Source organism: Stenotrophomonas sp. P5_A8 (genome assembly GCF_056400545.1).
In genome coordinates, this window is the sequence record NZ_JBFULB010000306.1 from 1 (window position 1) to 4,571 (window position 4,571).

Below are 4,571 nucleotides of genomic sequence, written 5' to 3' on the forward strand. Positions count from 1 at the left end.
TTGCCGGCCAGCGGCCGCCATTACAGGCGGGTGTAGCTCCAGGACTGCATGGCACCGTCGCGGTACGGCATCACCCCGTGGAACGCGCGCGGCTCGGCGTCGAACACCAGCGGCAGGAAGCTGCGATCGCCTTCCCACAGTGGCAGGGTCTCCAGCTTGTCCAGGTCCACCCACTCCAGCGTGCCCTCCGGGTTGGAGGTGAGCGGTGTGCCGGTGAAATCGTCGATGACGAACACGAACCCGAACCAGTCTTCGCCATTCTTGCCGAACCCCGGCCAGCTGATGGTGCCGCGCAGGCGCATGGTGCCGCATTCGATGCCGGCTTCCTCGCGGATTTCGCGGCGCATGCAGGCGGCGGCGTCTTCGTCGCGCTCCATCTTGCCGCCCAGCCCGTTGTACTTGCCCAGGTGCAGGTCGCCGGGTCGGGCATTACGGTGGATCATCAGCGCTTGCTTGCCATCGGGCGACAGCACGTAGCCGAGGGTGGCCACGATCGGGGTATAGGGCATGATGCGGGGGCTCACGGACACAAACCCCGATTATGCGCGATCCGCGCGCGGCGGTCGGCTCAGCCGGTCACGCGGGTGCGGCGGGCGTCGGCCGGGGCCGGCAAGGCGTCCCCATCGCGGTGCAGGGTGGCCACGCYGTGGCCGCGCTCGGCCAGGTATTCCAGCCACTTGCCGAGAAACGTGTTCATCCGCATGCGATGGCTGATCAGTTCGGCCGGCGGCGGGTACATGCCCACCACGTCCTGCCAGCGACGGCCGACATAGCAGTGCGTGGTCTCGGCCTGGCGCGCGTCACGGTACAGGCGCACGTAGGCCGACGGGTCCGGCTGCCCGGTCACCGGGTCGGCGAAATCATAGGTCAGCCGCAGTTCGACCGTGTAGCGGTGGCACTCGATGACATCCAGGCGCACGTCCAGCCCGTCGCCGACCGAGGACACGTAGCTGCCGGGCACCAGCTCGGCCGGCGCGAACAGCCGCACCAGATGCTGGTAGTTTTCCGCGTACAGCCCCATCAGCCAGCTCAGGCGGCTGAGCCTGGGGATGCGTTCGATACGGGGGGATGCCTGGGCCATACGTCGATCCTACACGTTGATCCTTCAACGTGGGGGCGGCGACGCCCCGGCCAAAGGGCCGCGCCCGAACAGGTTCATCCGGACCTTGCGGCCGCTGGCCGGCCCCCTCGCCCGGCCTCAGTAGAGCTCGCGCTGCAGTCCCAACGTGGTCAGCACCTTGCTGGAGATCTCCTCGATCGAGGTATGGGTGGTGCTCAGCGTCGCGATGCGCTCCATCCGGAACATGGTCTCGGCTGCGGCCACCTCGCGCTTGCAGGTGTCCAGGTTGGCGTAGCGCGAGTTGGGCCGGCGCTCCTGGCGGATCTGCTGCAGGCGGTCCGGGTCGATGGTCAGGCCGAACAGCTTCTTGCGGTAGGGCCGCAGCCGCGGCGGCAGGCGGTCGTGCTCCAGGTCCTCGTCGGTGAGCGGGTAATTGGCCGCGCGCACCCCGTAATGCAGGGCCAGGTAGATGCAGGTCGGGGTCTTGCCGGCGCGCGACACTGCCACCAGGATCACGTCGGCATCGTCGTAATTGATCGCGATGCCGTCGTCATGGGTCAGCGCGAAGTTCATCGCGTTGATGCGCCGATGGTAGGTCTCGAAGTCGACCATGCCGTGGGCCTGGCCCACCCGGGAATGGCGGTTGACCGCCAGTTCGCGCTCCAGCGGCTCGATGAAGGGAGCGAACACGTCCAGCATCAGCCCGCCGCTTTCGGCCAGGATCACACTCAGGCCGCTGTCCACGCAGGAACTGACCACGATCGGCCGCACCTGGTAGCGCTCGCCCGCTGCACGGATCCTTTCACAGGCTTCCCGCGCCTTTTCCGGATCATCGATGAACGACATCCGGTCGGTAATGAAGCTGAACCCGGAGAACTGGGTCAGGAGGCTATGCCCAATGGTTTCAGCGGTGATACCGGTTCCATCGGACACATAGAACACCGGACGGATCGTCGACATACGGCTTTTACCCCCTACGAAGCTTAAAAAGGCTATCGATACAAGCTTGTGCCGATAGCAGTCTGCCCGGCATCATATCGGCTTCTTCCTACGGACGTGGCCATCCAGCCCGCCTCGGGCGATGGCCAAACGGAGCATCGCGCTTGAACGAGAACATCCTGTGGTTGCACGAACTGCGCCTGGCCGACCTGGCCCGCGTAGGCGGCAAGAATTCGTCGCTTGGCGAAATGATCGGCAACCTCGCCGGTCTGGGGGTGTCTGTCCCCGGCGGTTACGCAACCACCTCTGAGGCCTTCAAGGACTTCATCGCGCACAACGATCTGTCCAAGCGCATCTTCGACAAGCTGGCCACGCTGGACGTGGAAGATGTCGGCGCGCTGACGATCGCCGGCAAGGAGATCCGCGGCTGGGTGATCGACGCCCCGCTGCATCCGGAACTGGACCAGGACATCCGCAGCGCCTACGCCAAGCTGTGCAGCGAGAACGGCGGCGGTGATGTCGCCGTCGCGGTGCGCTCCTCGGCCACCGCCGAAGACCTGCCCGATGCGTCCTTCGCCGGCCAGCAGGAGACCTTCCTCAACGTGACCGGTGCCGACGATGTCGTGCTCAAGGTCAAGGAAGTGTTCGCCTCGCTGTACAACGACCGCGCCATCGCCTACCGCGTCCACCACGGGTTCAAGCATGAGGACGTGTTCCTGTCGGCCGGCGTGCAGCTGATGGTGCGTTCGGGCGTGGGTTCTTCCGGCGTGCTGTTCACCCTGGACACCGAGTCCGGCTTCCGTGACGTGGTGTTTGTCACCTCGTCCTTCGGCCTGGGTGAAATGGTCGTGCAGGGTGCGGTCAACCCGGACGAGTTCTACGTCTACAAGCCCACCCTGAGCGCCGGCAAGCCGGCGATCCTGCGCCGTTCGCTGGGCAGCAAGGCGATCCGCATGGTGTATTCGGATGTCCCCGGTGAGCGCGTGCGCATCGAAGACACCCCGGCCGACCTGCGCAACACCTTCTCCATCAGCGACGAGGACGTGCAGGAACTGTCCAAGCAGGCGCTGGTGATCGAAAAGCACTACGGCCGCCCGATGGATATCGAGTGGGCCAAGGACGGTGTCAGCGGCAAGCTGTTCATCGTGCAGGCGCGCCCGGAGACGGTGAAGTCGCGTGGCCACGCCACCCAGATCGAGCGGTTCGCGCTGAACCAGAAGGACGGCAAGGTGCTGGCCGAAGGCCGCGCCGTCGGCGCCAAGATCGGTGCCGGTACCGCCCGCGTGGTACGTACCCTGGACGATATGGCCCGCGTGCAGCCCGGCGACGTGCTGATCGCCGACATGACCGATCCCGATTGGGAGCCGGTGATGAAGCGCGCCTCGGCCATCGTGACCAACCGCGGTGGACGTACCTGCCACGCGGCGATCATCGCCCGTGAGCTGGGCGTGCCGGCCGTGGTCGGCTCGGGCAACGCCACCCAGCTGATCCAGGACGGCCAGCAAGTGACCGTCAGCTGCGCCGAGGGCGACACCGGCTTCATCTACGACGGCATCCTTGAGTTCGAGCGCACCACCACGGACCTGGGCAACATGCCGCCGGCGCCGCTGAAGATCATGATGAACGTGGCCAACCCGGAACGTGCCTTCGACTTCGGCCAGCTGCCGAACGCCGGCATCGGCCTGGCCCGGCTGGAAATGATCATCGCCAGCCACATCGGCATCCACCCCAACGCACTGCTGGAATACGACCGCCAGGATGCGGCGACCAAGAAGAAGATCGACGAGAAGATCGCCGGTTACGCCGATCCGGTCAGCTTCTACGTCGGCCGCCTGGCCGAAGGCATCGCCACCCTGACCGCCTCGGTGGCCCCGAACCCGGTGATCGTGCGCCTGTCGGACTTCAAGTCCAACGAGTACGCCAATCTGATCGGCGGCAGCAACTACGAGCCGCACGAAGAGAACCCGATGATCGGCTTCCGCGGCGCCAGCCGTTACGTCGACCCGAGCTTCTCGGACGCCTTCGCACTGGAGTGCAAGGCCGTGCTGCGCGTGCGCAACGAAATGGGCCTGGACAACCTGTGGGTCATGATCCCGTTCGTGCGCACCCTCGAAGAAGGCCGCAAGGTCGTCGAGGTGCTGGAACAGAACGGCCTCAAGCAGGGCGAAAACGGCCTGAAGATCATCATGATGTGCGAGGTGCCGTCCAACGCCCTGCTCGCCGATGAGTTCCTTGAAATCTTCGACGGCTTCTCGATCGGTTCCAACGACCTGACCCAGCTGACCCTGGGGCTGGACCGTGACTCCTCGATCGTGGCGCACCTGTTCGACGAGCGGAACCCGGCAGTGAAGAAGCTGCTGTCGATGGCGATCAAGTCTGCCCGCGCCAAGGGCAAGTACGTCGGCATCTGCGGCCAGGGCCCGTCCGATCACCCGGACCTGGCCGAATGGCTGATGCAGGAAGGCATCGAGTCGGTATCGCTGAACCCGGACACCGTGGTGGATACCTGGCTGCGTCTGGCCAAGTTGAAGGCCAACAGCTGATACGGCTGGCAGGTTGACGAACAAAACCC

Annotated in this window: 4 protein-coding genes; 1 reads left to right on the forward strand and 3 read right to left on the reverse strand. The window is 65.4% G+C overall.

Annotated features, from left to right (window positions below; genetic code table 11):
- Positions 1 to 20: 20 nt before the first annotated feature.
- The 3 genes from AC1DQP_RS16855 to ppsR form a co-directional block, all read right to left on the reverse strand.
- Positions 21 to 509 carry an NUDIX hydrolase gene (locus AC1DQP_RS16855; protein ID WP_256777247.1) on the reverse strand — a complete coding sequence of 163 codons (489 nt, stop codon included), beginning with the start codon at positions 507 to 509 and terminating at the stop codon, positions 21 to 23.
- 59 nt (positions 510 to 568) lie between these two features.
- Positions 569 to 1,081: a DUF1249 domain-containing protein gene (locus AC1DQP_RS16860; RefSeq protein WP_478052050.1), complete on the reverse strand. Its 513-nt coding sequence runs from the start codon at positions 1,079 to 1,081 to the stop codon at positions 569 to 571.
- Positions 1,082 to 1,198: 117 nt separating this feature from the next.
- Positions 1,199 to 2,020, reverse strand: a complete 822-nt coding sequence (gene ppsR / locus AC1DQP_RS16865) for a posphoenolpyruvate synthetase regulatory kinase/phosphorylase PpsR (protein WP_256777228.1) — start codon at positions 2,018 to 2,020, stop codon at positions 1,199 to 1,201.
- Between the two features lie 143 nt (positions 2,021 to 2,163).
- Between ppsR and ppsA the strand changes: the two genes are divergently transcribed.
- Complete coding sequence (gene ppsA, locus AC1DQP_RS16870) at positions 2,164 to 4,542, forward strand: phosphoenolpyruvate synthase (protein WP_457320507.1); 2,379 nt, start codon at positions 2,164 to 2,166, stop codon at positions 4,540 to 4,542.
- Positions 4,543 to 4,571: the final 29 nt, after the last annotated feature.

Excerpts from the sequence above, each read along its gene's own strand:
- AC1DQP_RS16855 (WP_256777247.1), bottom strand. The coding sequence starts at position 509 with ATGCCCTATACCCCGATCGTGGCCACCCTCGGCTACGTGCTGTCGCCC.
- ppsR (WP_256777228.1), bottom strand. The coding sequence starts at position 2,020 with ATGTCGACGATCCGTCCGGTGTTCTATGTGTCCGATGGAACCGGTATC.